The organism is Collinsella sp. AF33-16, from assembly GCF_003475325.1.
Lineage (GTDB): Bacteria > Actinomycetota > Coriobacteriia > Coriobacteriales > Coriobacteriaceae > Collinsella.
The window spans coordinates 63125-89869 of the sequence record NZ_QRQC01000007.1; the positions used below are offsets into that span (position 1 = coordinate 63125).

Here is a 26745-nt window from a genome sequence, read left to right on the forward strand (position 1 = left end):
CCTGCCAACTCATAAAAATGTAACAGCATTCACGTGCTTGCCTGCATCGGCAAGGTGTTACCCTTGTAACATTTGGAACCCACCGCTACCATGCGAAACTATCGAAAGGGCCCCATATGCTCAATAATCACGAGGTCAATCTAACCGACGAGGAGGCTGCCGCCGAGGTCGCCCGTGTCGCGAAGACCTACCCCGTGGTGCGTTTGCTGTCGGCCGATCAGATTAAGAGTGAGCCTAACTGCCTGCTCGCCGGTGATCGGTGTCCTTGTCTGCGTCAGTCAAGTCTTGAGGCTTTGGCAGACTCCGATGAGGTGTCGGAGCAACTGCTCAATGATGGCACTGAGTACCGCGCCCGTCTACGCCCTTTGAAGGTCGAGGGCGAGCCTCACGTCTTGCTGATGGTGCGTCCGATCGATGAGCAAGAGGCCGCAGAAGAGGACCTTGTCTACACCGACGTGCTGACGAATGTGCGCAATCGCCGATATTACGAGGAAAAGCTCCGTAGCACCCGCGTGAATGCCGGCGTTGCGGTGATCGACCTTGATGATTTTAGGGTCTTCAACGATACGTGTGGCCGTCATGCCGGCGACCTTGCGCTCGGTGCTGTGGCGACAGCCATGCGCAGCGGAATCCGTTCGACTGACGAGCTTGTGCGCTATGGCTGCGACAAGTTTGTGGTTGTCATGCCCAATATTCCCTCCGATGACTTCACCCGTCGCCTGCATCAGGTGTCCGATGCCGTTCGTTCCACGATTATTCCGGGCCATGAGTACGTGAGCTTGACGGCATGTGTTGGTGGCGTTCGCATTCATGGCGAGACGGTCGATGAGGGCGTTGGCCGCGCTGCCCAGTTACTGAGCCGCGCTAAGGCAAAAGCCGGTACGGTCGTGACCGATGCCGATTCCATCGAGGCCTTCCAAAGCGAAAAGCCTTTGGTGCTTATTGTCGATGACTCCGAGATGAACCGAGTCATTCTCAACGAGATGCTCAAGGACGAGTATTGTATCCTCGAGGCCGATAACGGTCGTGCGGCGCTCGACATGGTCGACCGCTATGGCGATGAGTTGTCGCTCGTGCTGCTGGACATTATCATGCCGGGCATAAGTGGCTTTGAGGTACTGGCCGATCTGTCGCGCCGATCGGGTATCGACAATCTGCCTGTCATCATGATCTCGAGCGAAGATTCCGATGATATGGTTCTGCGCGCGTACGAGCTGGGCGCCTCGGACTATATCAACCGCCCGTTTGACTCCCGTGTCGTGCGCCGCCGTGTAAGCAACACCATCCGCCTATACGCCAAACAGCGCCGCCTGACGAACCTGCTGTCCCAGCAGTACAACGAGCGCGTCAAGAACAGTCGCATGCTCATCGACATCATGGCCGGCGTCATGGAGCTTCGCAACGGCGAGAGCGGCAGACACGTTACGAACATCGAGAAGCTGACCGAGCTGCTGCTTGGCTGTCTGGTCCAGCGTAGCGGCACGGTCTCCCTCGACAATGAGGAACGCTCTACGATCGCCCTGGCTTCGGCGCTGCACGATATCGGCAAGATGTCGATTGACGATGCGATCCTCAACAAGCCCGGGCGCCTTACGCCCGAGGAGTTCGAGATCATGAAGACGCATACCACGATCGGCGCCGATATGCTGCTTAAGCTGGGTAGCCATCACGCCGGCAATGCGCTTATGGAATATGCGTACCAGATTGCGCGTTGGCATCACGAGCGCTGGGACGGCAAGGGTTATCCCGATGGCCTCAAGGGCGACGATATCCCCATCGCCGCGCAGGTGGTTTCGGTGGCTGACGTGTACGATGCTCTGACGAGTGTGCGTGTGTACAAGGACGCTATCCCGCACAAGGAGGCGATCCAGATGATCCTGGACGGTAAGTGCGGCACCTTTAACCCGCTGCTGCTCGATTGCCTGCTCGAGGTGCAAGACCAAATTGCCGAGACGTTGGCACGCCCCGCCGACGTCGTTGCGTTTCCCACGATTTAGTTTGACCAAAGGAGTTTTAATCCATGATTTCCATGCGTGAGGCGTATGAGAAGATCGGTGCCAATTATGATGACGCTTGCGCTCGGCTGATGGGCGAGGAAATGCTTGCCCGCTTTGCCCTCAAGTTTTTGGATGACGAGAGCATGGGCAAGCTGGAGGCCGCCATGGCGGCAGGAGACGCCGAAGGTGCGTTTATGGCAGCGCACACGCTCAAGGGCGTGAGCCAGAACCTGGGATTCGATAATCTGTACGAGCCGGCGGTTGTGGTGACCGAAGCGCTGCGCGGCGCCGATGCCGTTGACGGCGCTCGCGAGGGAATGCATGCGCTGCAGCAGCAATATGCGGCAACGATGTCGGCCTTGCGCGAGGCGGCCGAGTAAGAGCTCGCGAGCTTTGATGACTATGAGAGTTGATAATCTCCCGTTTTAGGCCCGGTGGCGGCCTCAAAGTGGGAGATTGTCCACTCTCGTTCGATACATGTCCAAAAATCCACTCTCACCCCTTCTGATTAGTGAATGGCCCATGCGCACTGGCGGGGCTTTCCGCATGCAATCCATATCGTTGTTCGATAAACTGTTCGAATAACGATAGAGTCGATGAGGGTGAGTGTATGTCCAACAGCGTTCAGCGTATGGCCAAGGCGGGCGAGACTGTAAGGAAGCTTGGCTTTTGCATGGCGGTCGTTTTTGCGGGAATGCTCGTCGCTTTTGCCGCGTTGGCTGTTTACGTGATCTGGTATGCGGTTGCAAACGTTGTTTCTGTCGATTCTTTCGGTGTCGTGACGCTTCTCGATGGCGGGAGCATCGTTATCCCAAGCGGGCTGTGCCTGGCACTCGTCGTGGGTGTTTCGCTTGTCGTTCTGTGCGGAATCAGCCATAACATCTCTCGGGGCGTCTCGCCCTTTACCAAGGCGCATGTGCGGCTTATCCGTGTTCTTGCACTTGCCTTTGCTGTTAACGCCGTGGTTTCGTTTGTTGGTGCCTATGAATCGGTCAATCTCACCATTGGCGGACTGGAGCTTTACATCGTGCCTCATTCCTTCGTTATTGAGATTTGCCAAGGCGCTACCTTTGATGCGGGGTCGTTTATCGGCGCAGTTGTCTGCTTGTTTATCTCGGCGATCTGGAGTTATGCCTCGCTGCTCCAAGAGCAGTCTGACGAGCTTGTGTAGGAGGAAGCATGAGCTATCTCATCATTGAGCTTGAGACACAGCTGCTTAAGACCGGAAAGACCAGCGCTGATCTGATTCGTGCCACGGGGCATACTCCGGCTAATATTTCAAAGCTTAGAAACGGAAAGATAAAAGCTATTCGCCTTAAGACGCTTCTCGATATCTGCGATGAACTTGATTGTCAACCGGGAGATATTATTCGGCGCGTGAGCGAGAAAGAGCTTGAGGAGCTTATTGTCGAACGCGCAAAAAATGTCGTGAGGCAGATGCGGGATGGCGGAGGCAACGAGGCGTCACTTCCGACATCAGTCTTCGCTGTCGATTTGAGCGACGAGTAGCTTAAGGCAAACAACTAAAACGAAATATCAGCGTGAAGGGACCCGTGTCTAACACGGGTTCTTTCTTTTAGATTATCTTGACAAATATGAGTTATCGAAAAACAATAACAACAATGGAAAACGATAAAAGAAAGAAGGAACGATATGGGCGGTTTTGCTATCAAGCAGGACGGGAGTTCGATGAGCGTATCAACGATAAAGTTATCAAAGGTGTCAAAGCGCTATGGGAAACGACGCGTTTTGCATGACGTTTCCTTCGAGGTGAATCAGTCTGAACTTTGTGCCCTTGTCGGTGCAAACGGTGCGGGCAAAAGCACGCTTATTAAAATCGTCTTGGGCCTCTGCGAGCCATCGTCGGGGAGCGTGGAGCTCTTTGGAGGCAAATCAAAAAGAGAGCTTGGCCTGATGCGGATGCGTGTCGGCTATGTGCCAGATTCCAGCGGAGCATACCAATCCCTCAGTGCGGTTGAGAATCTCCAAATCCGATGTTCGGAATGGGGGCTTGATGCGAATTGTGAGATTCCTCGCGTTTTGAGCCTAGTCGGGCTGGACGTCGAAGAGAAAAAGAGCGTGAGCAGTTTTTCTCTGGGAATGAAACGGCGGCTGGATATAGCTACGGCTTTGTTGGGTGACACTGATCTGCTTATTTTTGATGAGCCAGCAAACGGGTTGGACCCGCTGGGCATCGAGAGTATATGGGCCCTTATCGGTCGATTGAATCGAGAACAGGGTACGACCATGCTCATCTCTAGCCATGATTTGGATGAGCTGGCATTGGTTGCAACAAGCTGCCTGTTTCTTCATGACGGTAAACTGCTGAAAAAGGAATCGATGGACGTCATAAGGGATGAGGCGCCATCCCTAAAAGAGTATTACAGGCGCTTGATGAAGGCGGTCTCGCTATGAAGCGGGCGATCCATCCCATAAAGGCAGATATGATGCGTTTGCAGCGGATGTTTCCGGCGAAGTTTGGTCTTGCGCTTATGCTGGCGTTCGGCCTTCTCTTCGGCATCTTTCTAAAAAACGGAACAACGTTGCTCGCCTTTGGCAATAGCATTTTTGGGGAGGATATTGGCTTCTGCTGGAATGTAATCGATCCTTCTGCACCCGATGAGTCCCTTGTGCGCAGCGCTTTTGCCGGTACGTCTCTGTTCGTACCGCTCATCGTTTGCCTGGTGATTTTACAGGAGCGCGGCTATGAAGAGGGATACCGAATTTCTATGGCAAGAGGTCTCGCCCGCTTTAATGGCGCTCTAGCACATGCATTTTCGTCTGCTTTCATAATTGGCGCAGCATATAGTGCGCTTTGCCTTCTTCTTTTTGCAATAGCCGTAACGCGTGGAGGGCAAAACTACGTGCATGGCATGCTGGCTGCATTTTTGCCTGCAATGATAGTCAACGCCGTATTGGTGATATCGGTTGCGCTGGAGACGGTGACCATCTATCGGATTACGGGCAGCGCTGTATTGAGCGGGGCCGTGGTGATAGTTGGATTTGTCATGAGCTTGACGCTCTACGGAACTTACCTTCAGACGCCCATGCCGTCCTTGCGATGGATCTTCTTTCTCCCGGGGCCGTACCTTGGAGTCGGATGTGCCCTTGGGTATAGCGATATGGGGCAGCTGACGCTTCTGGGATATGGTGCGGCAGCCAGCTGTCTATCGGTATTGATTTACGCTCTCGTGAGCTTTCGTGCTGGGGGTGTGCTCAATGGCTCGTCAGACTAGAAGATTCCTTCATTCAGAATTGAAGCATGTGAGCAAATGGACGTACGCCTTAATCCTGGTAACTTATGCGTGCATGGTGGTATTGCAGCTTAATTCTTTCCCGATGTGGTTCTGTAGCCTCCGTGAGAACAGTTTCTTGGGCTTTTTCCCAGACCCGACGCTTCGGCTATCGGCAGAGGATGTCCTTCTATTTGGTAATGCAGAGGTTTTTCGCGGTCTGCTGTTCAACGTAGCCCCGTTGGCTCATGCATTGTTCTTTCCGTTCATCGCGGCTTGCATTGTGCCGCGCTTTGTCAGTTCGGGCTTTATTGAGGACCCGTGGGGGTTGTCGGAGGCTCGGGGAGGGAAGCGTGCGTGCGCTATCGTTGCGCGAGTGGTGCTGTCTTCTTTTGCCCTTTTGGGCGCGTTTATCCTGTCGAGTGTCGTTTTGTACTGTCTTAACTGCGCAATCGTTTTGGATGCTCAGCAGTGTTTCAACCTGAATATGTTTTGCGATCGACTTCTTCTGGCGAGTGCGGTCTGCCTTGCATACGTGGTCTCTTGCGTGATCGTTGTTTCCTATTTTGGGTCCGGCTTCGGTCCTATTGGCATGCTGTTGCTTGTCAACGTCGTAGCGATCTACATACAGGTCGGGGCCAATTTCATGCTTCCGCTTCCAGCCTCGATGCTCATGTGGATTTGCGGCGTGACCCCGTTGGGGAATGGTCAATGCATCTCGATTTTAATTGACTGCCTCATAAACGTAGCAAGCGTTTTTGCCACTTGCTTTACCGTCGACCGATTACGGTCGAGATTTCTCTGATTGTTTGTGAGGGATAATCATACCGAGCATATCAAATACAGGGGGGGCGGGCACCGTAGCTGGTGTCCGCCCCCCCCGGCTTAGGAGGCTTTAACCTGAGTGGTTCGCGAGCTAGCGGGCCTGCTTTACCTTAGCTGCTGCCTCGACAAACGACTTCCACAGGTTAAAGTCGGTCTCGAGCGTTTGCCAGGTGTACTCGGGGTGCCATTGCACGCCCAGGCAGAACGGCTGGCCCTCGACCTCGATGCACTCGGGTACGCCATCGGTTGCCTTGGCGACCAGGCGCGTGCTCTTGCCCAGGCGGTCGACGCAGCAGTGATGTGCCGAGTTGGTCTGGATGAGCCTGTGCCCGCCAACCGCGCGCTCCAGCAGCGAGCCCGGCACGACCTCGACGGGATGCACAGGGTCGTTGAGCACGTGGGTATGGCGCCACTGCGTGCGGCCCTCGCGCGCGCCCAGGCTCGGCACGTCCATGCACAGGGTGCCGCCGGTGGCGACATTGAGCAGCTGCGTGCCGCGGCAGGTGGTAAAGAGCGGCTTCTTGGCGCGAAGCACCTCGCTAACCAGCTTAAACTCAAAACTATCGCGGATCTCGCAGCAGAGGGTGGGGTCGTAGGGTCGATCATCGCCCCAACGTTTGGGATTGACATCGGGGCCGCCGGGAATGGCGATACCGTCAGCGATTTCCACGTAATGACGGATAACGTCGACGTCTTCAGTAATGGACATCTGCAGCGGCAGACCGCCGGCGGCAAGAATGGCGTCGACAAAGACGCTCGCAATTTCCTCGTTGGGGGAGAGCGTCTCGCTCAAATAGGGCTTCGCTTCTTCCCAGCGTGGTGCTACCAGGATAAGCGGGCGGTCGGCGGGATCGACGTCGACGTGCGGAGTGTAGGACGATGAGGTGCGGGTTCCGATCATGGGTGCGGCTTTCGAATCCGGATGGACATGGCACAGGGGTGGCGCGGGACAAACGTTACTGATGAATTTGCCCGCGTGGCAATTGGGTTAGTGGCCCTTGATGGAGTTGAGGAAGTCCTGGGCGCGTTGGGTCTTGGGATGGTCAAAGAACTCATCGGGCGTGCCGGTCTCCACGATCTGGCCGTCGGCCATAAACACGACGCGGTCGGCTACACGGCGGGCAAAGTTCATCTCGTGTGTAATCACGATCATCGTCATGCCCTGTTGGGCCAGGCGAACCATGACCTCGAGCACCTCGTTGATCATCTCGGGGTCAAGGGCGCTCGTGGGCTCATCGAAGAGCATGGCCTTGGGCTGCATGGCGAGCGAACGGGCGATGGCCACGCGCTGCTGCTGGCCGCCCGAAAGCTGTGCGGGCACCTTATCGGCCTGTTCGGCAACGCCCACGCGGCTCAACAGATCCATGGCGCGCTCACGAGCCTCCTCCTTGGAGACGCCCAGCACATCGACCGGTCCCAGCATGACGTTCTGCAGCACCGTCATATGTGCGAACAGGTTGAACTGTTGGAACACCATGCCCAACTCGGCGCGCATGCGGGCAAGATCCTTGCCTTCCTGCGGCAGGGGCTCGCCTTCGATGAGGATCTCGCCCGAGTCGATGGTCTCCAAGCGGTTGATGGTGCGGCACATGGTCGACTTGCCCGAGCCCGAGGGACCGATCACAACGACGACCTCGCCGCGGTCGACCGAGAGATTGATGTCGTTGAGGACGTGTAGATCGCCATAGTGCTTATCGACGTGCCTGAGCTCGATCAGCGGCTGATTGCCGGTGGAAGAGGTGCTCTGTGCCATGGTGCTCGGCTCCTTATAACTCGAAATGGTAAAGCGTTAGCGGATGATGGTCGCGCCGGTCTTGTGCGAAACGTAGACAGCGGCCTTGTTGATCGCGACGTTGATGAGGATATAGATGACCGCGATCACCAGGTAGACCGACACGAGGGCATCGTAGTTGGTAATGAGCACGCGGGCATTTTGCATGAGGTCGGGGTAGCTCACCACGTAGGCGACGGTGGTGTCTTTGACGACGACCACAAGCTGCGAAATCAACGACGGAATGATAAACCGAATAGCCTGCGGCAGGACGATTTTAAAGGTGATTTTAGCTTTGGAGAGACCGAGTGCCTGGGCCGCCTCGACCTGGCCGCGCGGTACGGCGTTGACGCCGGCACGGAAGATTTCGGCCAGTACACCGGCTGCGGCGAGCGCGACGGGAAGCGTGAGCATCCAAAACGACGGCAGCGCAATCTTGTACTGGGGCAGCACCAAAAAGAAGAAGTAGATGAACAGAAGGCTCGGCACGCCGCGGAAGAAATCGGTGAGCACGCGGCAGACCAGCTGCAGCGGCTTAATGTCGCTGGTGCGACCGAGCATAAGGGCAAGGCCGAGCACCAGCGCGATGGCGCCGGCGGTGAGTGCGACTTTAACGGTGCCCTCAAAGCCGGCAAGCAGGAACTTCCAGGTGGTGAGGTGCGTAAAGAAATACCAATAGTGGACCGAAAGCTGACCGGTCACATAAAAGCGCTGCAGCACGAGGGCAGCGAGCGCGGCGACGGCAACAAGCGAGATGGCGGTGCCGATGCGAATCTTGGCGCGCATCTTGGGGCCGGGAGCCTCGTAGAGCGCATCGCGCATGGTGAGCGCGGGGGAGGAGTGCTTGCTCATCGGAGGATCCTCACCTTCTTATCGATGTAGTTGCCAATGTGGCTCACCACAAAGGCTGTGCCCAGGTAGCCGAGCGCCGAGATAAAGAACGCGGCGACGCCGCCGAGCGAGCGCGTGTTGATATAGCTCACCACGCCGGTGAGCTCCTGGGGCTTAAGCGGCACCTGACTGCCGAGCGCGGTGGTGAGCATGACGGCGATAAAGAGGTTGGTCATGGGCAGCACGCTCGAGCGCAGTGCCTGCGGAATCACGATCTTGGCGAGGATGCGGTTGAAGCTCATGCCCAGCGAGCGGGCGGCTTCCACCTGGCCGACGCCGACGGTGTTGATGCCGCTCATAAAGTTCTCGGAGCCAAAGGCAGAACCCAAGAGCACTGTGGCGACGATAACGCAGGTGCGATAGGGCAGGACGACCTTGAGCGGCGGCAATGCGTAGACGACGATGATGAGCAACGCAATGCCGGGGATGTTACGGAAGACCTGGACATACAGGTCGCCAAAGACGCGCAGCGGCTTGAGCGGCGACACGCGCATCACGGTGACGGCGACGGCCAGCACCATGGCGATGGCAAACGACTCAAGCGTCATGCCCCAGGTTGCGAGCAGCGCGTCAATGTAGTTCTGGCCATAGAGCGACCAGAGCTCGGAGAGACTCATGCGGACCTCCCGCCGATAAGGAAAGGGGCTCCCGTGTGTACGGAAGCCCCGACAACTCAGTGAAGAAACAGTTTAGCGCAATAAAGCGCGCCGTGCGTTTCCGTATGGTTTCGTTGCGGCCGTTACTAGGCGCGTTGCCTAGGCGCCGATTTCGGGCAGCTCGGGAACATTGGTGTCGCCCGTGCGGTCGCCGATGCAGATCTGCCACAGCTCGGTCCAGGTGCCGTCGTCCTCAATCTTCTTAAGGAAGTCGTTGACGAAGGCGACGCCGTCGGAATCGAGCGGCAGGCCGATGCCATAGGGCTCCTTGCTGCCGAAGGGCTTGCCGGCAATCTTGTACTTACCGGGCTCGCGGACCAGGGCGCTCTGCTGCATGTTGTTGTCGATGACGTAGGCGTCAACGCGGCCCTGCTGAAGTGCCTGGCGGGCCTCCTCGTCGGTCTTGAACTCCTGCTGGCTGGCCTTGGGAGCGAGCTCCTCCAGGATGGCAGGGCCGTTGGAGCCGGACTGGACGGCGACGTTCTTGTCGGCCAGGTCGTCGACGCTCTTGATGTCGTCGTTGTCGGCGAGCACCAGGATGGCCTGCTGGGTGTAGTAGTAGGGACCGGCAAAGGAGACGAGCTTCTTGCGATCGTCAGTGATGGTGTAGGTGGCAAAGACGGCGTCGACCTGGCCGTTCTGCAGGACGGACTCGCGCGTGTCCGAGGTCACCTGGGTGATCTCGACCTTGTTCTCGCCCAGAATGTAGTTGGACAGAAGCTGTGCGATACCGGCGTCGAAGCCGCGGGTCTGACCGTCTTTCTCGTTGAGGAGGGAGAAGAGCGTGGAGGTCTGAACGCCACCGATCTTAAAGACACCGGCGTCCTTGACGGCCGTGGCCCAGGTGCTGGCGGCGATGGCATCGTCATCGGCCTTGGGGCCGTTGTCGACGAGCTTGTCGAATGCCTTAGCGTCGAGCGTGGTGGAAGCCTCGGCATCTTCGGAGCTCTTGGAAGAGCCGGCGGCGGAACCCTTGTCGGCCTCGGCGCTGGTGTCGGAGCAGCCGGCAAGACCAAGGCCGGCGACGGTTGCGAAGGTGGCGGCGACGAAGCCGCGGCGGTCGAGAACGACCTGCTGGGAGAGGTTCTTGCTCATGGTAGAACACCTTTCTCAATAAAATCCCTAGCGGTTGAGTAGAGTTATACCCTATCGCGCTCAAATGGGTCAACACGAAATAACTCAGAAACATACTTACCTTATGGGTTATTCAACCTACCAAAAAGGGACAGGTTCACAGGCACCTTCGTGGTGGTTTTGACCGATGCAACGGCATGCCTTACTGTTTTGTCTCAATCTGTAACATCTGCAGCCATTTTTGCCGAGTAACTGTTACAGATTGAGATTTTCTCTTCAGGGGGATTCGAATGTCTCAATCTGTAACAGTTAGACGGCCAAAAGGTCTCTATCTGTTACAGATTGAGACAAAGGTCAGGGACTAAGACGGTTTGTCTAGATCTGTAACAGGTAGACGGGAATTCGGGCCCTAGATGTTACAGATCGAGATAATCGCGCCGCGAAAATAAAAACCTCCGCAGGGGTGCTTTCCTTGCGGAGGTTTTCTTACTCGTTGAGTAGCCTTACGGCTTCGGCGGCCATGTTCTCGACCGTCATGCCGTTCTGAGCGAGCAACTCTTTGGGGTCGTAGCGGTCGGGGAAGCCCTTGGCGATGCCGAAGGTGCGCGTGCGCACGGGCGTGCAGGCCAAGTAGCACGCGACACGCTCGCCCCAGCCACCGTCCAAGATGCCGTCCTCGAGAGTGACGACAACGCGATGCTCGGCGGCAAGGCTGTCGAGGAACTCACGGTCGAGCTCAGTTGCATAGCGCGGGTTGACGAGCGTGGCCTCGATGCCGTACTCGGCAGCCAAGCGGTTTGCCACGCGCTCGCCCAACTCAAAGAAATCGCCAAGCGCGAGCACGGCCACGTCGCGACCCTGGCGCACCACGTTGTAATGAACGGCGCCGTAATCGGCGTCCTCGGCAGGCGCCAAGTCGGGGCGGCTTACCAAGCCAATGCCCGGCACGCGAATCGCCACGGGATGCTCGCGGTGATCGAGCGACCAGCTCAGCATGGACAGATATTCCTCCATACAGGCCGGCGCCAAGTAGTGCATGTTGGGAAGACCGCTCAGCATGGAAATATCAAAGAACGAGAGGTGCGTCTCGGATGTGGTGCCAAAGATCGACGCGCCAAATACCAGGATGGTTGCGGGGGCGTCGTTGAGGCACAGGTCGTGCCACAGTTCGTCGTAGGCGCGCTGCAAAAACGTGCCGTACACACCAAAGACTGGCTTGGCACCCGAGCGGGCGAGCGCGGTGGCAAAGGTCACGGCGTGTTCCTCGGCAATGCCCACGTCGACAAACTGCTTGCCTGCCGCGGCGCGAAGCTCGGGTGTAAAGCCCATGATGTAGGGCGTGGCAGCCGTGATGCCCACAACCTGCGGATCGCGCTCGATGGCAGCGCTCAGGGCCTCGCCCGTAATATCGGCATAGGTGCGCGGCGCAGGCTCGCTCGGATGGCCCGGGCAGAGCTTGCGCCCAGTCGCCATGTCAAACGGACCCACATGATGCCAGCGCTCGGGGTCGCTCTGGGCTGGCTCAAAGCCCTTGCCCTTTGCGGTGGAGACGTGCAGCACGATGGGATGATTGATATCGCGCAGCTCCTGCAACGCGTCGACCAGGGCCAACACATCGTTGCCGGCGTCCAGATAGCGGTAGTCGAGTCCCATGGCGCGGAAAACGTTGCGCTCGCAGGTGCCGTTGCTGGCGCGCAGCTCGGCCAGATTGCGATACAGGCCACCGTGGTTTTCGGCGATGGACTGGTCGTTGTCATTGACGACGATGATCAAGTTGCTGTCGAGCTCGGCGGCATTGTTAAAGCCTTCAAACGCCAGACCGCCCGAAAGCGAACCGTCGCCAATGATGGTAATGACGTTGTAGCTGTCGCCCGCCAAATCGCGGGCGTGTGCCAAGCCGCAGCCCAGGCTCACCGATGTGGAGGTATGACCCATGGCGAACAGGTCGTGCTCGGACTCGTCGGGATTGGCAAAGCCAGAAGCCTCGCCATAACGCTCCGGATCGATATAGGTGTACGCGCGCCCAGTCAGCGCCTTGTGGGCGTAGGTCTGGTGCGAAACGTCAAAGACAATCTTGTCGATGGGGGAGTTAAACACGCGATGAAGCGCAACCGTAAGCTCAACGACGCCCAAGTTGGGGGCAACGTGTCCGCCGACGGCGGCGGAGCTTTCGAGGATGGCGTGGCGGATCTCGCCGCAGAGCAGCGGAAGCTCGGCGCGGTCGAGAGCCTTGACGTCCTCGGGCGTTGTCGTTTGCGTAAGCAGCATCGTTGTGGGTTACTCCATGCGAATCGAGCGCCGGCGCTCCCTCGGCCGGCACAATTGCACAAAACAGTCTCGCACATTTTGGCGTTTGATATGTGACGGCGGCGCGGTAATTCGCCAACTGGCGGGGCAAAACGTTTTGTCCGATGCCATACTGGTAGATTCGATGATGATTTTATTCAATGCGTGCAGGCCGTGGCTTGCCGCCGTGAGCCGCTGGAAGGAGGCAGCATGTCTGATGCCGTTCGTGCCGAGAAAATCGCGCACGAGGTCGACGATGCCGCCCGTCAGCTGGCCCAGGCGGGCCGCTTGGACCTGACGCACGAGTTTATCCAGCATGGCGACGTGACGGTCTATGCACACGTGACTTCGGTAGCGCGGGCGAGCCTGTCCTTTGCCGAGTGCTTGGGCCGTGCTGGCATTTCGGTCGACCGCGCCTCGCTGCTGCGCGGGGCCCTGCTGCACGATTACTTTCTCTATGACTGGCACGATCCCGACCCAAGCCATCGACTGCATGGCTTTCGTCACCCGTTTTTTGCCCTGGCGCGTGCGGAAGAAGATTTTGAGCTGACGTCGCGCGAGCGGAATATCATCGCGCGCCATATGTTTCCGCTGGTACCGGTGCCGCCGACATGTCGTGAGGCATGGATTGTGTGCCTGGCCGATAAATGGTGCGCGCTGCGTGAGACGGTCGCCGGCCGTCTGCGGCGCAAGGACGAGGCTGACGATGGCGTGAACAGCGAATCGAACGAAAAGAGGAGTGGGTAGACGGTGGGAACCGCGATCGACATGGCATTTGACGGCGCGACGCTTGCCGCCTGTCCGCTCTCGGCGCTGGTACTCTCGTTTGCCTTCTACGGTTTTTGCGGCTGGGTATGGGAGTCGACAGTCTGCGCCATGCTCAACCACGGACGCTTTGCCAACAGCGGCTTTTTGCTAGGGCCGTGTTGTCCCATCTACGGTGCGGGCGGCATCGCGTGCTGGCTTTTGCTGCGCGGGATTCCGGATGCCTCGAGCCAGTTTGTCGCCGCGGCGCTTGTATGCAGCGTGATCGAATACAGTGTTGGTGTGCTGTTGGAAAAAACAACAGGCGCGCGCTTTTGGGATTACTCGCATCTGCCGTTTAACCTGCACGGACGCATCTGTTTGTACTGGGCCTGCGCGTTTGGCTTGGGTGCGCTGTGCATTTGCCGTTTAGTGGAGCCGGCATTGCTGGGGCTGCTTGCCCATCTGCCGGTGCTGATTGTGCGGCTGTCCGCCTTTATCGTCGCTGTCGCGATGATGGGCGACGCAGTGTGTTCTTTGGCCAGCTGGCGTCGCCTGTCCGACCAGCTGGAGTGCGTCCGGGCCGACCTTGCCGACCGCATCAACGAGTCGCTTGCCGATGCCTCGGACTCAATGCTCGAGCGCATTCCTGAATCGACGATTGACTCGGTGACACAGACGCACATCCGTAGCCGTGCCGTTAACGCGTGGCTGGCCGAGCTGGGTGACGCCGCGCTCGATGCCCTGCGCGAGAAGGCTTCGATGCCGACGTTTATCTCGGATGGTGCTCGCGGCCTGGCGCTCGCTGCCCGCCGCGTGGCCGATGCCGCGCCGAGCATGCCGCGTCCGTCGCTCAGTCGTCGCCTTGCCGGCAAGCGCATGAGCCGTCCGGTGCCGAGCGTGTCGCTCAGCCGCCGCGACCTACGCTTCTTCAACGCCTTCCCGCGCCTGCGCATCAATCGCTACGAGGGCGTCATCCGAGCTACCGACCTCCGCGACCGAGCCCGCGAGCTGTTCCGGCGCTAGCCGGGACGGACGCGCTCACGGCTTCCTTGCTCGCGTATTTCCCGTTGGTTTCGCGTCCGTTGCCGCGCCATTTCCAAGATTACGGCACCGTTTCCATTCGACAGCGCAGCGTTTAACAACGCCGTATCTGGTCTACACCAGTTGCCCCTCGGCCGCATCATGAGCGCCGACAACGTTCATGCGACCAAGGGGGAGAGAATGTACGATACGGGATCGACAACGTTTATGCTCATCTGCACCATGCTCGTGTTTTTAATGACACCGGGTCTGGCGTTTTTCTATGGCGGCCTGTCCAGGCGCAAAAATGTTATCAACACCATGCTTATGTGCTTTGGCGCCATTGGCCTGGTTGGTGTGCTGTGGATTGTCGTCGGCTGGTCGCTGGCCTACGGCGGCGACGGCTCGAGCCCGTTTATTGGAGGCCTTGACCAGCTGCTGTGCCTGCCGGTGCTCAACCAAGTGCTGCAGGCGGCCGAGGGCAATGCCGCGGACGGTGCCGTCTACCCTCAGATCATCAACATCGCCTTCCAGATGGCATTTGCCATGATCACGGCCGCTATCGTCACAGGCAGCTTGGCCGGCCGCGTTAAGTTTGGTGCCATGACGGCCTTCCTGGGCATATGGCTGCTCGGGGTCTATGCGCCGCTCGCCCACATGGTCTGGGGCGGCGAGGGCTCCTTTATCGGTGACATCATCGGTGCGCTCGACTTTGCCGGCGGCGATGTGGTGCACATTTCGTCCGGTCTTACCGGCCTGGTCCTCTGCTTAATGCTCGGCCGTCGTCGCGGTTTTGGCATGGTGAGCTATCGTCCGCATAACGTACCGCTTGTGGCGCTGGGCGCCGGCCTGCTTTGGTTTGGCTGGTTTGGCTTTAACGGCGGCAGCGAGTTTAAGGCCGACGCCGTGGCGGCACTCGCCATCCTTAACACCGTGACGGCCAGCGCGGCGGGCATGGTTTCGTGGCTTGTCGTTGAGCGCGTGCACACCGGTCGCCCCACGCTGGTGGGTGCCAGCACCGGTCTGGTTGCAGGCCTTGTGGTGGTCACGCCGGGCGCGGGCTTTGTCGAGCCGTGGGCGGCGCTGGTCATGGGCCTGATCGTCTCGCCCGTCTGCTACTTGGCTATCAGTCATCTCAAGACCAAGTTTGGCTACGACGATGCGCTCGACGCGTTCGGTTGCCACGGTATCGGCGGTATCTTGGGCGGCGTGCTCACGGGCCTGTTCTGCGTGCCGGAGCTCTCGTGGACCGGCAAGGGCGGCCTATTCTACACGGGCGACGTGTCGCTGCTCATCTCGCAAATTTTGGGCATTGTGGTGACGGTCGCTATTGTACTGGTGCTCGACTTGGTGATCGCCGCGGTGGTCAAGGCGCTGTTCCACGGCAGCCTGCGCGTGGACGAGGCAGACGAGGCGCTGGGCCTGGATGCGAGTCAGCACGGCGAGAGCGCATACCCTTCCTTCTCGGGACTCGATTAGCGGCACGGGTTTCCCAGGCACCCGACCTTGCCCCTCAAACCGTCGCTTGCGTACCGAAGTACGCGGCGCTCCTCTTTCGGGGCAATCTCGGGCACCTGGAAAACCCGTGCCATGTGAAGGTAAATCAATTTCTTTTATTGAAGAGAGGAATTCACTATGAAGAAGATTACAGCGATTGTTCGTGCCGAGAAGCTTGAGGTTCTCAAAGATGCGCTGTTTGCGGCTGATGTTCGCGGCATGACCATCAACCAGGTGCAGGGCTGCGGCGCGCAGCATGGCTGGAAGGAATACGTGCGCGGCAACGAGCTGCTCGTCAACACGATCCCCAAGGTGCAGTTCACCCTCATCTGCGCCGACGAGCATGTCGACGGTATCGTTGACATTATCTGCAACGCCGCTCGCACCGGTGCCGTCGGCGACGGCAAGATTTGGGTCGAGCCGGTCGAAGAAGTCATCCGCATTCGCACCGGCGAACACGGCCCGGCCGCGGTGTAGAATCGACCGTCTGCCATCCGCAACGTTAAAATGCTGCAATGAGGCACAAGACTTGCGTTGCGGATGGGCGGATTATGGGTCGTAATAAATATCCCGAGGAGACGGTCGCGAAGATTCTCGACGCGGCGCTGAAGCTATTCTGCACACAGGGTTATGAGGGGACGAGCATTCAAGATATCGTCGACCGCCTCGATGGCATGACCAAGGGTGCCGTCTATCATCACTTTAAGAGCAAAGAGGAGATTTTCAACGCCGCATTTGATCGGGCGATGACTCCGATTGTTGAGCAACGTCGCTCAACGCTTGGTATCGGCAATATGACCGGAGCCCAAAAGCTCAAGCGACTGTACGCGCCCGAGTCTGTCGTTCCACAAATTGAGCTATGGGCACGCATGCATCCTGCGGCAGATCCGGTAAAAAGCTCGCGTCTACTGGCGATGCAGTACCAGGGCTCGTTCGACGAGTCGGCCGATGGCTATCTCTTGCCAGTGATCGAGGAGGGCATCGACGATGGCTCCATTGCGTGCGAATGCCCGCGCGAAGCGGCTGAGGCCGTATCGTTGTTGGCGAATCTTTGGCTGCTGCCGCTGTTCCGTCCGCTCGAGACCAAGGATCGAATGCTCGCTCGCGCTCAATGTTTGGCGCAGATGGCTGCCGCGGTGGGACTCGATTTGGGCGAGGAAGTGCTTCAGACAACGGCGCAGATTTGGGACGTATGGGACCGCGCCGGGTGGTAAGGTGGTAATATAGATACCAACGGTATGTAATAGATTTGAACGGGCAGCTCCGGCTGCCCTTTTCAAGTCGATAAATACATACTATCGGTATGTATAGGGAGCGAACTTATGGCTGGGCTGAGAGACGTCAGCGTCTTGTTGGAACCAAAAATGGTGCGGCCAATTAGGCTCACGGAGCTTCTTGTTGCGCAGCTGTGCACGTATTCGATGCTGTCAGCGCTGTGCTTTGCGTATCCGCTTTACTTGTTCGATTGCAGCGGATCGTCAACGTTATATGGCGCCGTCGTGGCGACGGCGTTCATACCCGGCGTACTCGCAACTCCGGTTGGCGGAATCTTGGCGGATAGGGGAAGACATCGCGAGGTCCTCGTGGCACTCGGCATTGCTCTGATGACTGCATCACTGCTGTCTATCCCCATGAAGCACTCATTGCCTCTTGCGGTCGTCGTAGTAGCGATACTTTGTGTTCAATATGGCGTTCAATCGCTGCTAAAGCCAATGCTCCAAATTGAGACAGTGCGCATGGCGGGTGAAGAGAAGGTTGAGCGGGCCACTGCATTGGTTTCGCAGATGACCATGGTGAGCAATATCTTGGGTCCTGTGGTCGGGACGGCAGTCTATGGGTGCTTTGGCATCGATGCTCTTTGCACAACCGCGTCGGTGGCGTTTGCGATTTCAGCTCTCTTGTTTGGGGTCGCACTCAAGCAAAATGCCTCATCTGAAACGATGAGAGACGGCGCGACTCGTACGACATGCCGAAACGATTTTCGGGAGTCGATTCGGTATCTGTTGCAAAATGCACCATTGGTCGCTGTGATTTTGCTTGCGGCAGTTTTGAACCTTGCGTTGGTTGGGCTAACGATTGGCGCTCCCATTATTGTTACAAAGCATCTCGGCATGCAATCGTCCTGCGTTGGGATAGTTGAGGTTGCTATGGGCTTGGGTGGTCTTGCCGGCAGTGGCTTGGTCGGCATTTCGCCGCATCGTTTTTCTTTCAATGACATATGTCGATATGTTGCGATGATCTGTTTTGGAGTCGCACCGATTATTGTCGCGCAACTGTTCAGCGCAGATGCATGCGTGTTCACCGTGTTTGCGGTTGGTTCGGCATGGGTCATGGTGTGGGCAAGCATTGCGTCGGTTGAAATCATCGCGTTTGTTCAGCGGGCAGCGCCGACTGAACTCTGCGGAAAAGTGCTTTCGGTCGTTTACATGGTCCTTTCCTGCGCAACGCCGATCGGGCAATTGGTGTACGGGATTGCATATGATCGATGGGCACCGGCGTTTGTATTCGCAGCCATGCTGGCGGTGCTGACGCTGACGATGGCGCTGTTTTATCGGCTGAAAAGTCGCTCGTAACGATTGATTTAACGCACTGGGGCACTGTGGTTTTGCGGAAGCGAATGCCCTGGCGCGTTGGAACACCCTTGCATAGGCGTGCCTCTCTTTCGTCTAAAATAACGTGCAGACGAAAGAGAGGCACGCCCATGATCAAGATGTTCGCGAGTGACTTAGACGGAACGCTGCTTAACGCCCTGCACGAGGCGGACGGGACTATCCGCCGTGCCATTCGCGAGCTGACCGAGGCCGGCTTGCATGTGGTTCCCGCGACCGGACGCTCGACGTTGCCAATCGGCGAGCATGGCTTTACAGGCCTGGCGCTTGACGCCTGCTGCTCCAACGGATCCATCGTGCGCGACAGTCATGGCGAGGTGCTCAAAACCTGGACCGTCGACCCGCAGGTCACTGAGGAACTGCTCAAGGCGTTCCCGGACATTTGCTTTGATTGTTCCACGCCCGATGGCATGTACTCGAGCGGTTCGTTCGAGATGCATCAGGCGGGCTTTAAAAAGGACAGCCCCATCAAGCGTATTGTGATGCGCGGTATGCGTGCACGTGGCGGGTATCACGAGGAACAGTATTTCGGCCAGTCGATCGGTGACATCCTGCGCCACGATGTGTGCAAGATCAACTGTCGCGTGACCTCGCCCGAGCTGGAGCGCGACCTTAAGGCGTATCTGGCCGAGCGCTCGGACCGCGTGGTCAACGCGCCGTTCGACCCCGTGATGTTCGAGATCACGGACGTGGCGTGCAACAAGGGCGAGAGCGTGGCTTGGCTGGCGGGCTACTACGGGATTGCCGAGGATGAGGTCGCGGTCTACGGCGACGGCGGCAACGACATCGCCATGCTCAAACGCTTCCGCCACAGCTACGCGACCAAAAACGCAAGCGATGCAGCTAAGGCCGCCGCGAGCGCGACCATCGGCAACTGCATGGTCCACGCCGTCCCCAAACACATGCTCGCCACCATGCGCAAGCAGAACTCCCGCACCATCATCGAATAATAATGTGACAAAGGGACTGCCCCTCGTCACATTCTAAATATTGCCTTTACGTGTTGATGCACACGGTGTGCAATAATACTCGCACTGTGCAATAGCGCACAGGCTGAGTAACAAGGAGGACGCTTGTCCCAGCTCGAGAAATGCGACCGCCGGTCCCTTCGCTCGCAGCGTGCCCTTCGCCAGGCACTTGCCAGCGAGCTTGCCGAAAGCGGCGACCTTTCGCGCATTAATGTCGCGTCGCTCACCGAGCGCGCTGGCCTTACGCGCCGCACGTTCTATTCGCACTACCGCGATATCCCCGACTTTATCAATCAAATCGAGGACGGCTTGCTGGCTGAGATCCGTGAGCGCATTGAGCTCATCACCGCAGCTCAGCTGCCTGATCTCTATCACAACATCGATGAGCTCGAGCCGGCGCCCGGTTCGGTTGAGCTGCTGCGTTATCTTGCGGCCAACCGCGACTTAATTGGTGCGCTGCTGGGTCCGGGCGGCGACCAGGCCTTCATTAAAAGGATCATCGACACCGCGCGTGAGGCTGTGGTGCCGCGTGCGCAGACGGGCATTTTGGGCCTGGCGCTGGGCACGTTCTTTGACTACTACGTCACCTACGTCGTGAGTGCCGAGGTCGGCCTGATTCAGCGCTGGTTTGAGAGTGGGCTCACCGAATCGCCCGAGGCCATGGCACGCATTATGACGGTGCTCGCTTTTGTGCGCCCTGGTGACCTGTATGGCCAACCCATCGATATCAACGTGCCGGAATACGGCATGAAGCTATTGAACTTGCAGCTCGAGGACGCGGCCGACACCGCCGCAACCGTCGAGTCCAACAACTAAGAGGAGAGACAATGAGCAAGCTCGTCGAGGGCATTAAGGATCGTGTGGTCGCTGCCGCACGCGAGGCCGCGCCCACCGTGATGGACGCCGCGCAGAAGGCCGCGACCGCGGCTGTCGAGAAAGTTGCCGAGGCAGTTGCCGATGCCAAGAACGTGGCAGGGGAGGCGTCCGTCACTAGGGAGCCCGCTACCGCCACTGAGCCCGTAGCCGCCGCCCACGCCCCCGAAGGCGCGATTTTCAACCCCGAGGCCGCCCACGGTAACCTGCACCTGGGCATCGACGTGGGCTCCACCACCGTCAAGCTCGCCGTGCTCAACGACGACAACCAGATCGTGTACGCCAAGTACCAGCGCCATCACACCGATGTCCGCGCTTGCGCCCGTGACCTGTTCGAGGGTGCTGCGACCGTGCTGCCGACGGCCCAAATGACCTGCGCCATTACCGGCTCGGGCGGTCTGCTGCTGTCCCAGTGGCTCGAGCTGGAGTTTGTCCAGGAGGTCATCGCCAGCAAACGCGCCGTCGAGACCCTCATCCCGGCCACCGACGTCGCCATCGAGCTGGGCGGCGAGGACGCCAAGATCATCTACTTCGATAACGGCATCGAGCAGCGCATGAACGGTACCTGCGCCGGCGGTACGGGCGCGTTCATCGACCAGATGGCAACCCTGCTGCACACCGACGCGAGCGGCCTCAACGAGCTCGCGGCCAACGCCACCACCATCTATCCCATCGCCAGCCGCTGCGGCGTCTTTGCCAAGACCGACGTCCAGCCGCTGCTCAACGAGGGCGCCCGTCCCGAGGATGTGGCCGCCTCCATCTTCCAGGCCGTCGTGACCCAGACCATCTCGGGCCTGGCGTGCGGCCGTCCCATCCGTGGCAACGTCGCCTTCCTGGGCGGCCCGCTGCAGTACCTCTCCGAGCTGCGCCACCGCTTCTACCTCACGCTCAACCTGGACGAGGAGCACCGTATCGTGCCCCAAAACGCTCACCTGTTTGTGGCGAGCGGCGCCGCCATGGCGCACGAGTCCAATAAGCTCAGCACGTTCCCGCAGCTCATCGAGGCCATCGACAGCTTGGGCGACACGCAGGGTGCCGAGGTCGAGCGTCTGGATCCGCTCTTTGCCACCGACGAGGACTTTGCTGAGTTCAAGAACCGCCACGACCAGGAAGTCGTCCCCAAGGGCAAGCTCGACGGCTACACCGGCCGCGTGTTCATCGGCATCGACGCCGGCTCCACCACCATGAAGGCCGCGCTCGTGGGCGAGGACGGTCAGCTGCTGCACACCTGGTACGGCAACAACAACGGTGACATCCTGGGCACGGCCAAGGTCATCATGGCCGATTTCTACAACCACATTCCCGCGGGCTGCACCATCGGCCACGTGACCACCACGGGCTACGGCGAGGCGCTGCTCATCGAGGCCCTCAAGGCCGACTCCGGCGAGATCGAGACCGTCGCGCACCTGCGCGGCGCCAAGGCATTCCTGCCCGGCGTCGAGTTTATCCTGGACATCGGCGGCCAGGACATGAAGTGTCTGCGCGTCAAGGACGGCGTCATCGAGCACATCATGCTCAACGAGGCCTGCTCGTCGGGCTGCGGCAGCTTTATCGAGAGTTTCGCCGTGTCTATGAACATGGACGTGCGCGCGTTTGCCGATGCCGCCATTCATGCCAAGGCCCCCGTCGACCTGGGCAGCCGCTGCACGGTCTTTATGAACTCGCGCGTCAAGCAGGCGCAAAAGGAAGGCGCCACGGTGGGCGACATCGCGGCCGGCCTGTCTTATTCCGTCATCAAGAATGCCCTGTTCAAGGTCATTAAGCTGCGCGACCCCAAGGAGATCGGCAGTCAGGTGATCGTCCAAGGCGGCACCTTTATGTCCGACGCCACGCTGCGTGCGTTTGAGCAGCTCACCGGTGTTCACGCCGTGCGCCCCGACATCGCCGGCTGTATGGGCGCCTACGGTGCGGCCCTGCTCGCCCGCGATCGCGCCGGCGCCGACGGCATCTCGACCATCCTTTCGGCCGAGGACATCGCGCACCTCACCGTGACGCAAAAGCACGTCCGCTGCGGCCGTTGCTCCAACAACTGCCAGCTTACCGTCAACGATTTTGGCGGCGGCAGGCGCTTTATCACCGGCAATCGCTGCGAGAAGGGTGCCGGCCACAAAAAGCAAAAGACCGAGGCCCCCAACCTCTTCAAAAAGAAAAACGAGCTGCTGTTTAACCGCGAGGTGCTGAGCCCCGACGAGGCCCCGCGCGGCACCGTGGGTATCCCGCGCGCACTCAACATGTACGAGAACTACCCCTTCTGGCATGCGTTCTTTACGCGCCTGGGCTTTAGCGTGCAGCTGTCCGACCAGTCGAGCAAGAAGACCTACCAGGCGGGCATCGAGTCCATGCCGTCCGAGAGCGTGTGCTATCCGGCAAAGATGAGCCACGGCCATGTGATGAACCTTATCGACCGTGACGTCGACTTCATCTGGATGCCGTGCGTGCGCTGGGAGCGCAAGGAGGATCCGACGGCTGGCAACTGCTATAACTGCCCCATCGTCATGAGCTACCCCACGGCGTTGGCACTCAACATCGACGAGATCCGCGAGCAGAACATCGAGTTCCTGTATCCGTTTGTGCCGTATCACGACAAGACCGAGCTCAAGCGCCGTCTGTACCAGGTGCTCGCCGTCGACCGTGTGGCCGATGCGCAAGCCGGTCGCGGTCGCGTGCGTGGGCCCAAGATCACGCGCTCCGAGGTCGATGCCGCTGTCAACGCTGCCTTTGAGGCCGATGCGCGTTTCCATGAGGACATCCAGACCATGGGCGAGGAGGCTCTTAAGTGGGTCGAGGACCACGGTGGCCACGGCATTGTGCTCGCCGGCCGCCCCTACCATAACGACCCCGAGATCAACCATGCCCTGCCCGAGCTTATCTCGAGCTTTGGCTTTGCGGTCTTTACCGAGGATTCGCTCGCGCACCTGGTAAAGCCTGAGCGTCCGATTCGCGTCGTCGACCAGTGGATGTACCACAGCCGCCTGTATGCCGTCGCCCGTTTTGTGACGATGCGCAACGACCTGGATCTGATCCAGCTCAATTCCTTCGGCTGTGGCCTGGACGCTCTGACCACCGACCAGGTGCAGGAAATCCTTGAGGCCAGCGGCAAGATCTACACCGTGCTCAAGATCGACGAGGTGTCCAACCTGGGCGCTGCGCGCATCCGCATCCGCTCGCTCATGGCGGCGCTCAAGGACCAGGAGGCCGAGCGCTTGGCCGAGGCTACGGCAGCGGGCGAGGCCTACGAGCAGGGCGACGCCGCGCCGGTGGCACCCTCCATGGATGCTCCCGCATTCGCGAGCCGCAAGTACACGTTCGAGGCGCAGCGTGAGAGCGCCTCGACCGCATGGCCCAAGGTGCCCTTTACCGAGCAGATGCGCGAGGAGGGTTACACCATCCTGTGCCCGCAGATGGCGCCGATCCACTTTGACCTGGTCAAAGAGGTGTTCCGCGGTGCCGGCTACAACCTGGAGCTGCTGCCCTCGACTGACCACGATGCCGTCGAGGCCGGTCTGCGCTATGTGAACAACGACATCTGCTATCCGTCGATCCTGGTGACGGGTCAGATCATGGAGGCCATCGAGAGCGGTCGGTACGACCTGTCCAAGACAGCCGTGGTCATCAGCCAGACCGGCGGTGGCTGCCGTGCCACCAACTACATCGCGCTTATCCGCAAGGCCCTGCGCGAGAGCGGCCACCCCGAGATCCCGGTGATCTCGCTTTCGGCCGTGGCACTCGGCGAGGATAACCCCGGCTTTAAGATTACGCCGGCGCTGCTTAAGCAGGCAGTCTACGCAGTGCTCTTTGGCGACGTGATGATGCAGATGCTCTACCGCTGCCGTCCGTACGAGGCCACGCCCGGTGCGGCGAACGCACTCTACGAGGAGTACATGGCGCGCGCCCGCAAGCTGGCGCCCAAGTTCAACCGCCACAACTACACCAAGCTGTGCCGCGAGGCCATCCGCGCGTTCGACACCATGCCGCTCGTGGGCGAGGGTACTAAGCCGCGCGTGGGCGTGGTCGGTGAGATCCTGGTCAAGTTCCACCCCACGGCCAACAACCACGTGGTCGACGTGATCGAGCGCGAGGGCTGCGAGGCCGTGGTACCGGGCCTGCTCGACTTCTTCCTGTACTCCATGAGCAACGCCGAGCTGCAGAAGGACGAGCTGGGAAGCTCTGCCACTACGCGCGCGGGCATGCAGGCGCTCATCAAGCTTGTGGACTGGATGCGCACGCCGGTGGAGGAGATGCTCGAGAAGTCTCGCCGCTTTGAGGCGCCCGAGCGCATCGGCACCATGGCCGACAAGGCCCGCACGGTGCTTTCGGTGTGCAACAACATGGGCGAGGGTTGGCTGCTCACGGCCGAGATGCTCGACCTGATTGACCATGGTGCACCCAACATTATCTGCACGCAGCCCTTCGCGTGCCTGCCTAACCACGTGGTGGGCAAGGCCGTGATCAAGGAGCTGCGCCGCCAACATCCCGAGAGCAATATTGTCGCGGTGGACTACGACCCCGGTGCATCCGAGGTCAACCAGCTCAACCGTATTAAGCTCATGATCAGCGTGGCCAAGGAGAACATGCGCGCCGGTAAGGGCTTTAAGCTCGAGAAGGTGGCGCCGCTCGCGATGGACGAGGTCACCGGCCAGATGCGTGCTCATGACGGCTGTGTGAGCTGCGGGCCGGCCAGCGAGGAGGCCGTGGCATCGGTCGCCGAGCGCCTGGGACGCGGCATTAAGAAGTAACTGGCCTGCTATGGGCTAGATATGGGACAAACGGGTGGCAGCCGTACCGGTTACCACCCGTTTTTACTGGACATCTGTTGCGTAAACGGTCCAACTATCACCCCCTGCGAACTTGGATTTCGGAAGTATGCGGCAAAATTTGAATAGGCCGAGCACACTGGATATGCCCAAGCTTTGTACCTGCGGTTTTATTGGTGAAAAACCGGGGTGTGCTCGAGGGCTCCGGAATTTGCCGCATACTTCCGAAAACAACGTCTCGGTGGCACCAAAAATTGCCTCCAGAACCCTGAGATAATGAACATATGTAGCCGTTTGCCGCGAAATACCGCCCGTTTATAGAACCCAACCCCTGCGCGTGCCATCCTTACGGTTGAATAAATACACATCTATGGAATTACGTAAGAGAGGACCGTTCCATGAGCTACAAGACCGTTTGTGTTGCCGGCGGCGGCGTGTTGGGAAGCCAGATTGCCTTTCAGGCTGCCTACTGCGGCTTTGGTGCAACGATTTGGCTGCGCAGCGAGGGCAGCATCGGCCGCACCCAGCCCAAGATCGATCACGTGCGCAAGGAGTACATCGCGGCAATCGAGGGCATGGCGGACGGTACGGGCGAGTGGTGCGCCGGTATCGCCGATGGCACCCAGCCCTTCGACAAGGAAGCGGCGCTCGCCGCCGTCGAGCGTGCCTACTCCACACTCAAGCTGGAGCTCGATCTTGCCAAGGCCGTGGCCGACGCCGACCTGGTCATCGAGTCTATGGCCGAGGACACCCAGGCAAAGATCGACTTCTACAAGAAGCTCGCCCCGGTTCTGCCGCAAAAGACCGTCATCGTGACCAACTCATCCACGCTGCTGCCGAGCACCTTTGCCAAGTACACCGGCCGTCCCGAGAAGTACCTGTCGCTGCACTTTGCCAACTCTATCTGGAAGAACAACATGACCGAGGTCATGGCACAGGACCAAACCGACAAGCGCTACTTCGACGAGCTCGTCGACTTCGCCAACGACATCCGCATGCTTGCCCTGCCCGTCAACAAGGAAAAGAACGGCTACCTGCTCAACTCCATGCTGGTACCGTGGTTGCTTTCGGGTCTTGACCTGTACGTCTCGGGCGTGAGCGACCCCAAGAGCATTGACCTCGCATGGACGCGTGGCACCGGCGCTCCCAAGGGCCCGTTCCGCGTATTCGACACGGTGGGTATCCAGACGGCCTACAACATCGTCATGCAGTATCAGAAGGTGCCGGGCTTGGTGAGCCCGCTGCTCAAGAAGATGATGATGCCCTACAACTTTAAGGCTATGGCGTCCGTCCTCAAGAAGATGCTCGACGAAGGTAAGCTGGGCGAAAGCTCGGGCGAGGGCTTCTTTACGTACTAAAAATGATCTCTTGGGGGCGGAAGCGTTGGGGATCTACGGTAGTATGCGACAAGATCTGAATAGGTCGAGCAAGAGCCGTAGCGCGCGTTGACGTTTGGCCAATAGAACGCAAAAATGCACCGTTCGCCGATACTCCTCTCGCGAGTGGTTGCCATATGGTTTGATGTTGTAAACATATGATTGCCG

General features: G+C 59.1%; 23 protein-coding genes. 17 read left to right on the plus strand and 6 right to left on the minus strand.

What is annotated here, in order from left to right; all coding sequences use genetic code 11:
• Positions 1 to 116: 116 nt before the first annotated feature.
• The 7 genes from DWZ52_RS03915 (at position 117) to DWZ52_RS03945 (ending at position 6035) form a co-directional block, all read left to right on the plus strand.
• Positions 117 to 1997 (plus strand): diguanylate cyclase, encoded by a 1881-nt coding sequence (locus DWZ52_RS03915; protein ID WP_117629926.1) that lies wholly within the window; start codon positions 117 to 119, stop codon positions 1995 to 1997.
• 23 nt (positions 1998 to 2020) lie between these two features.
• Entirely contained in the window at positions 2021 to 2377 is a 357-nt protein-coding gene (locus DWZ52_RS03920; RefSeq protein ID WP_199579107.1) for an Hpt domain-containing protein, read from the plus strand.
• Between the two features lie 230 nt (positions 2378 to 2607).
• Positions 2608 to 3168: a hypothetical protein gene (locus DWZ52_RS03925; protein WP_118384945.1), complete on the plus strand. Its 561-nt coding sequence runs from the start codon at positions 2608 to 2610 to the stop codon at positions 3166 to 3168.
• A gap of 8 nt (positions 3169 to 3176) precedes the next feature.
• Positions 3177 to 3506: a helix-turn-helix transcriptional regulator gene (locus DWZ52_RS03930; RefSeq protein WP_118384946.1), complete on the plus strand. Its 330-nt coding sequence runs from the start codon at positions 3177 to 3179 to the stop codon at positions 3504 to 3506.
• Between the two features lie 144 nt (positions 3507 to 3650).
• The gene (locus DWZ52_RS03935) at positions 3651 to 4412 is read left to right on the plus strand and encodes an ABC transporter ATP-binding protein (protein ID WP_118384947.1); all 762 of its coding nucleotides are present in this window, start codon (positions 3651 to 3653) and stop codon (positions 4410 to 4412) included.
• Positions 4409 to 5233, plus strand: a complete 825-nt coding sequence (locus tag DWZ52_RS03940; RefSeq protein WP_118384948.1) for a hypothetical protein — start codon at positions 4409 to 4411, stop codon at positions 5231 to 5233. Before DWZ52_RS03935 ends, DWZ52_RS03940 begins: the two co-directional genes overlap by 4 nt.
• Entirely contained in the window at positions 5217 to 6035 is an 819-nt protein-coding gene (locus DWZ52_RS03945) for a hypothetical protein (protein WP_147352142.1), read from the plus strand. The genes DWZ52_RS03940 and DWZ52_RS03945 overlap by 17 nt, the downstream gene beginning before the upstream one ends.
• Before the next feature lie 111 nt (positions 6036 to 6146).
• On the opposite strand, the gene DWZ52_RS03950 is transcribed toward DWZ52_RS03945, so the two are convergent.
• The 6 genes from DWZ52_RS03950 to DWZ52_RS03975 all read right to left on the minus strand — a co-directional run bounded on the left by DWZ52_RS03950 (position 6147) and on the right by DWZ52_RS03975 (position 12715).
• Positions 6147 to 6956, minus strand: coding sequence for a gamma-glutamyl-gamma-aminobutyrate hydrolase family protein (locus DWZ52_RS03950; protein WP_118384950.1), 810 nt, complete (start codon positions 6954 to 6956; stop codon positions 6147 to 6149).
• A gap of 87 nt (positions 6957 to 7043) precedes the next feature.
• Positions 7044 to 7808: an amino acid ABC transporter ATP-binding protein gene (locus DWZ52_RS03955; RefSeq protein WP_118384951.1), complete on the minus strand. Its 765-nt coding sequence runs from the start codon at positions 7806 to 7808 to the stop codon at positions 7044 to 7046.
• Positions 7809 to 7844: 36 nt separating this feature from the next.
• Positions 7845 to 8678 (minus strand): amino acid ABC transporter permease, encoded by an 834-nt coding sequence (locus DWZ52_RS03960; RefSeq protein ID WP_118384952.1) that lies wholly within the window; start codon positions 8676 to 8678, stop codon positions 7845 to 7847.
• Positions 8675 to 9334 carry an amino acid ABC transporter permease gene (locus DWZ52_RS03965; protein ID WP_006234894.1) on the minus strand — a complete coding sequence of 220 codons (660 nt, stop codon included), beginning with the start codon at positions 9332 to 9334 and terminating at the stop codon, positions 8675 to 8677. Before DWZ52_RS03965 ends, DWZ52_RS03960 begins: the two co-directional genes overlap by 4 nt.
• Positions 9335 to 9472: 138 nt before the next feature.
• Entirely contained in the window at positions 9473 to 10468 is a 996-nt protein-coding gene (locus tag DWZ52_RS03970) for a glutamate ABC transporter substrate-binding protein (protein ID WP_117785902.1), read from the minus strand.
• Between the two features lie 465 nt (positions 10469 to 10933).
• Positions 10934 to 12715 carry a 1-deoxy-D-xylulose-5-phosphate synthase gene (locus tag DWZ52_RS03975; RefSeq protein WP_117785901.1) on the minus strand — a complete coding sequence of 594 codons (1782 nt, stop codon included), beginning with the start codon at positions 12713 to 12715 and terminating at the stop codon, positions 10934 to 10936.
• Between the two features lie 228 nt (positions 12716 to 12943).
• Between DWZ52_RS03975 and DWZ52_RS03980 the strand changes: the two genes are divergently transcribed.
• The 10 genes from DWZ52_RS03980 to DWZ52_RS04025 all read left to right on the plus strand — a co-directional run bounded on the left by DWZ52_RS03980 (position 12944) and on the right by DWZ52_RS04025 (position 26559).
• On the plus strand, positions 12944 to 13480 hold the full coding sequence (locus DWZ52_RS03980) for an HD domain-containing protein (RefSeq protein WP_117785900.1): 537 nt from the start codon (positions 12944 to 12946) through the stop codon (positions 13478 to 13480).
• Positions 13481 to 13483: 3 nt separating this feature from the next.
• On the plus strand, positions 13484 to 14503 hold the full coding sequence (locus tag DWZ52_RS03985) for a putative ABC transporter permease (protein WP_233540572.1): 1020 nt from the start codon (positions 13484 to 13486) through the stop codon (positions 14501 to 14503).
• Positions 14504 to 14701: 198 nt separating this feature from the next.
• Positions 14702 to 15979: an ammonium transporter gene (locus DWZ52_RS03990; RefSeq protein ID WP_117785899.1), complete on the plus strand. Its 1278-nt coding sequence runs from the start codon at positions 14702 to 14704 to the stop codon at positions 15977 to 15979.
• Between the two features lie 156 nt (positions 15980 to 16135).
• Positions 16136 to 16474 (plus strand): P-II family nitrogen regulator, encoded by a 339-nt coding sequence (locus DWZ52_RS03995; protein WP_117629936.1) that lies wholly within the window; start codon positions 16136 to 16138, stop codon positions 16472 to 16474.
• 74 nt (positions 16475 to 16548) lie between these two features.
• A complete protein-coding gene (locus tag DWZ52_RS04000) occupies positions 16549 to 17211 on the plus strand; it encodes a TetR/AcrR family transcriptional regulator (RefSeq protein WP_158571018.1) in 663 nt (220 codons plus the stop codon).
• A 150-nt stretch (positions 17212 to 17361) separates the two neighbouring features.
• Positions 17362 to 18570 (plus strand): MFS transporter, encoded by a 1209-nt coding sequence (locus DWZ52_RS04005; RefSeq protein WP_255413716.1) that lies wholly within the window; start codon positions 17362 to 17364, stop codon positions 18568 to 18570.
• Positions 18571 to 18698: 128 nt separating this feature from the next.
• Positions 18699 to 19556 (plus strand): HAD-IIB family hydrolase, encoded by an 858-nt coding sequence (locus DWZ52_RS04010; RefSeq protein ID WP_117800702.1) that lies wholly within the window; start codon positions 18699 to 18701, stop codon positions 19554 to 19556.
• Positions 19557 to 19679: 123 nt separating this feature from the next.
• Positions 19680 to 20390 (plus strand): TetR/AcrR family transcriptional regulator, encoded by a 711-nt coding sequence (locus DWZ52_RS04015; RefSeq protein WP_118384954.1) that lies wholly within the window; start codon positions 19680 to 19682, stop codon positions 20388 to 20390.
• Positions 20391 to 20401: 11 nt separating this feature from the next.
• On the plus strand, positions 20402 to 25183 hold the full coding sequence (locus tag DWZ52_RS04020) for a 2-hydroxyacyl-CoA dehydratase (RefSeq protein ID WP_118384955.1): 4782 nt from the start codon (positions 20402 to 20404) through the stop codon (positions 25181 to 25183).
• A 416-nt stretch (positions 25184 to 25599) separates the two neighbouring features.
• A complete protein-coding gene (locus DWZ52_RS04025) occupies positions 25600 to 26559 on the plus strand; it encodes a 3-hydroxyacyl-CoA dehydrogenase (RefSeq protein WP_118384956.1) in 960 nt (319 codons plus the stop codon).
• Positions 26560 to 26745 lie beyond the last annotated feature (186 nt).

Excerpts from the sequence above, each read along its gene's own strand:
- DWZ52_RS03975 (WP_117785901.1), bottom strand. The coding sequence starts at position 12,715 with ATGCTGCTTACGCAAACGACAACGCCCGAGGACGTCAAGGCTCTCGAC.
- DWZ52_RS03995 (WP_117629936.1), top strand. The coding sequence starts at position 16,136 with ATGAAGAAGATTACAGCGATTGTTCGTGCCGAGAAGCTTGAGGTTCTC.
- DWZ52_RS03920 (WP_199579107.1), top strand. The coding sequence starts at position 2,021 with ATGATTTCCATGCGTGAGGCGTATGAGAAGATCGGTGCCAATTATGAT.
- DWZ52_RS03990 (WP_117785899.1), top strand. The coding sequence starts at position 14,702 with ATGTACGATACGGGATCGACAACGTTTATGCTCATCTGCACCATGCTC.
- DWZ52_RS03965 (WP_006234894.1), bottom strand. The coding sequence starts at position 9,334 with ATGAGTCTCTCCGAGCTCTGGTCGCTCTATGGCCAGAACTACATTGAC.
- DWZ52_RS04005 (WP_255413716.1), top strand. The coding sequence starts at position 17,362 with ATGGTGCGGCCAATTAGGCTCACGGAGCTTCTTGTTGCGCAGCTGTGC.
- DWZ52_RS03925 (WP_118384945.1), top strand. The coding sequence starts at position 2,608 with ATGTCCAACAGCGTTCAGCGTATGGCCAAGGCGGGCGAGACTGTAAGG.
- DWZ52_RS03940 (WP_118384948.1), top strand. The coding sequence starts at position 4,409 with ATGAAGCGGGCGATCCATCCCATAAAGGCAGATATGATGCGTTTGCAG.
- DWZ52_RS03980 (WP_117785900.1), top strand. The coding sequence starts at position 12,944 with ATGTCTGATGCCGTTCGTGCCGAGAAAATCGCGCACGAGGTCGACGAT.
- DWZ52_RS03930 (WP_118384946.1), top strand. The coding sequence starts at position 3,177 with ATGAGCTATCTCATCATTGAGCTTGAGACACAGCTGCTTAAGACCGGA.
- DWZ52_RS04000 (WP_158571018.1), top strand. The coding sequence starts at position 16,549 with ATGGGTCGTAATAAATATCCCGAGGAGACGGTCGCGAAGATTCTCGAC.
- DWZ52_RS03945 (WP_147352142.1), top strand. The coding sequence starts at position 5,217 with ATGGCTCGTCAGACTAGAAGATTCCTTCATTCAGAATTGAAGCATGTG.
- DWZ52_RS03935 (WP_118384947.1), top strand. The coding sequence starts at position 3,651 with ATGGGCGGTTTTGCTATCAAGCAGGACGGGAGTTCGATGAGCGTATCA.
- DWZ52_RS04025 (WP_118384956.1), top strand. The coding sequence starts at position 25,600 with ATGAGCTACAAGACCGTTTGTGTTGCCGGCGGCGGCGTGTTGGGAAGC.
- DWZ52_RS03950 (WP_118384950.1), bottom strand. The coding sequence starts at position 6,956 with ATGATCGGAACCCGCACCTCATCGTCCTACACTCCGCACGTCGACGTC.
- DWZ52_RS04020 (WP_118384955.1), top strand. The coding sequence starts at position 20,402 with ATGAGCAAGCTCGTCGAGGGCATTAAGGATCGTGTGGTCGCTGCCGCA.
- DWZ52_RS03960 (WP_118384952.1), bottom strand. The coding sequence starts at position 8,678 with ATGAGCAAGCACTCCTCCCCCGCGCTCACCATGCGCGATGCGCTCTAC.
- DWZ52_RS03970 (WP_117785902.1), bottom strand. The coding sequence starts at position 10,468 with ATGAGCAAGAACCTCTCCCAGCAGGTCGTTCTCGACCGCCGCGGCTTC.
- DWZ52_RS03955 (WP_118384951.1), bottom strand. The coding sequence starts at position 7,808 with ATGGCACAGAGCACCTCTTCCACCGGCAATCAGCCGCTGATCGAGCTC.
- DWZ52_RS04010 (WP_117800702.1), top strand. The coding sequence starts at position 18,699 with ATGATCAAGATGTTCGCGAGTGACTTAGACGGAACGCTGCTTAACGCC.
- DWZ52_RS03915 (WP_117629926.1), top strand. The coding sequence starts at position 117 with ATGCTCAATAATCACGAGGTCAATCTAACCGACGAGGAGGCTGCCGCC.